At 68.3% G+C, this 2,874-nt stretch carries 2 protein-coding genes; one reads left to right on the forward strand and one right to left on the reverse strand.

From position 1 onward, the window contains the following. Positions 1-1,901, reverse strand: a 1,901-nt coding sequence (locus tag ABNT58_RS22555) for a TonB-dependent receptor (RefSeq protein ID WP_348755647.1), incomplete at its 3' end; no start/stop codon positions are given. 195 nt (positions 1,902-2,096) lie between these two features. Between ABNT58_RS22555 and ABNT58_RS22560 the strand changes: the two genes are divergently transcribed. Then, positions 2,097-2,874 (forward strand): AAA family ATPase (locus ABNT58_RS22560; RefSeq protein ID WP_348755648.1); only part of this gene is annotated, 778 nt, incomplete at its 3' end.

The following is a 2,874-nucleotide window of genomic DNA, read 5'->3' on the forward strand; positions in this document are numbered from 1 at the left end:
CCTTGCCGGCGCGTCTTGCCGAAGTTGCGGAAGTAACCGAAGCCGGCCTGGTCGTCGGCCACGAACAGGATGTCGTCGCGGTTGTCGGCGCGGAAGATGCCGACGTTCCAGCTCATGCCACCGGGCGTGCCGCCGCGCAGGCCCGCTTCCAGCGTGCGGGTGACCACCTGCTTGAGCGGCGGGTCGCCCGCCATCGCATTGGGCAGCTTGCAGGGGTTGGCCGGGTCGGCGCAGCCCAGTTCGATGGCCGAGGGCGCACGGCTGCCTTCGTTGTAGCCCACGTAGGCATTGAGCGTGGCGCTGGGCGAGAAGGTGAGCCCCACCGCCGGGTTGAAGCGCTTGAACACATGGTGGCCATCCAGCGAGCCGCTGCCGCCGCCGGGGTTGATGGCATCGCGCGTGGTCACGGTGCTGCGGTTGTAGCGGCCCGACAGCGTGAGGTGGGTATTGCGGTTGAGGGCGATGGTGTCGGTGGCCAGCAGGCTCCAGGTGCGGGTCTTGGCGCCCAGGTCCACCCGGGTGTCGTAGGGCTCGCCGTCCACGTCGCCGCCGGTCACGCCGTCGCCGAAGGCGCCCACGCCGACCACGCCGCGGCCAGGCGTCAGGTAGCCCAGCTCTGACAGCTGGTTGAACTGCACGCGGCTCCAGTCCAGCGCGCCGCCCACGGCCAGCTGATGGTCCACGCCGGCGGCCTGCCCTTCCCAGTTGAGCTGGCCTTGCACACCCCAGTTGCGCTGCGTGGTGCGCGTGGTGTTGAGCAGGCCGTTGCACTTCTCGGCCGGCTCATCCACCAGCAGGGCCTGGGCGATGCAACGCCACTTCGGGAAGGGCGTGTTGCCGGCGTTTTCGCCACTGGTGGGAAAGCCGGTGTAGCCGGCCGCGGTGAGGGCCGCACGCTCCGCTGCATTGGGCTGGTAGACCGACTGGTCCAGCGCGTCGTCGTTCAGGTCGCCGTTGAGCGTGTGCGTGCGGATGCGCCGCCAATAGGTGTTGCCCGAGAGCGAAAAGCCGTTGCCCAACTGGTGGGTGGCCGTGAGGTTGAGCATCAACGCGCGGTTGTCGGTCTCGTCGGGCTTGGTGTAGATGCTGCTGTAGTCGCGCGCCATCAGCTGCTGCTCCTGCAGCCCGTTGCCGGTGAGCGCGTTGTCGGCCACCGCGGCGCTGAGGGCGATGCGGGTGTCGGCCGTGCGCAGGCCCAGCTTGCCGAACAGCTGCCGCACGTCGCTGGGCGACGCATCGCGCCAGCCGTCTTCCTTGAAGCGGTTGCCGGTGACGTACCAGTCGATGCCGGTGGCGCCCTGGTTGCCGCCGGTCTCGAAGCTGAGCTGCCGCCGTGCATGCGATCCCACCAGCAGCTCCACCGAGGTGCCGGGATGGCTGATGCCGTCCTTGGTCTGCACGCTCAGCGCGCCGCCCAGGGTGTTGAGGCCGAACAGCGGGTTGCTGCCCGGCATCAGCGCGATGCTGCTGATGGCGGCCTTGGGAATCAGGTCCCAGCTCACCACGTCGCCAAAGGGCTGGTTGATGCGCACGCCATCGACGTACACCGACAGGCCTTGCCCGGTGCCCAGCAGCGGCGAGGCGGTGAAGCCGCGGAAGTTGACGTCGGCCTGGAACGGGTTGTTCTGCACCTCGTTCACATGCACACCGCCCAGCGTGCGGTTCATGAAGTTGGTCAGGTCCGCGGCATGCCGCCGCTCGATGTCGGCGGCGAGGCCGGTCTGCACATTGGCCGGCACCTCGTTGCGCGGCAGGCCCAGGCCCGGCAGCGGCGTCACGCCGATGATGGTGACCTGGCTGGCGGGGGTGTCGGTGGTCTGGGCCTGGGCGGCGGTTGCCAGGCAGGCCGCTGCGGCAGCCAGGGCCAGCAGGCGGGGGCGAAGGGATCGTGACGCGGGCATGGGTCTCCTCCAGAAGCGCTTTGCCACCAGTGGGCCTGCGCCCGTCGGCCGCGCGAAGGGAAAACTTCCCTGGGGGCATGAGGGCTGTTCCCAGGGGGCAGCTGGAGCACCCCGCCACGTCAAAAACCAACTTCCCTGCTCAATTTAGATAACTTACACTTGCATTAAAGACCACCTTTAGTGAGGAAGTTGCGCATGCAGGTCTCCAGGAGCGAGCTGCTCACGGTGCTGGGCCAGTTCAACCCGTGGTGGCGCGGGGAACCGGTGGCCGACCTGCCCAGCTGGCGACGTGCGGCGTTCAAGGAGCTGTCGCTGTGGATGACGCAGCCACCCGCACCGAGGGCGGTGCTGCTGTCGGGCGCACGCCAGATCGGCAAGACGACCTTGTTGATGCAGGCGGCCGACGCCCTGCTGGGCCAAGACGTGCCGCCGGCCAACCTCCTGTACGCCACCTTCGACCATCCCATCCTCAAGCTGGCGGGCATCGATGCGGTGCTCGAAGCCTGGCGCGAACGCGAGCCGCGCGTGGACGGGCCAGAGTACCTGCTGCTGGACGAGGCGCAATTCATCCGCGATTGGGGTACCTGGGTCAAGCACCAGGTGGACTTTCGCAAGGACCGCCGCATCGCCTTCACCGGCTCGGCCATGCCGCTGGTGGAAGCCGGCCAGGAATCGGGCGTGGGCCGCTGGCACACCATCCGGCTGACGACGCTGTCGTTCTACGAGTACCTGCAGATCAAGCAGCTGCAGTTGCCCGCGTTGCCGCGCCTGCGCAGCCTGCGCGACCTGATGGGCTGGAGCGCGGCCGACTTCCACCGCGTCACCGACCTGGCCGCGCCTTACGTGGGCCACTTTCACGAGTACCTGGTGCGCGGCGGCTTTCCGCAGACGGCTCAGGTGGACAGCATCACGCAGGCGCAGCGGCTGCTGCGCGAAGACATCATCGACAAGGTGCTCAAGCGCGACATGACCG

Source organism: uncultured Aquincola sp., assembly GCF_964001545.1.
Taxonomy (GTDB): domain Bacteria; phylum Pseudomonadota; class Gammaproteobacteria; order Burkholderiales; family Burkholderiaceae_C; genus Aquincola.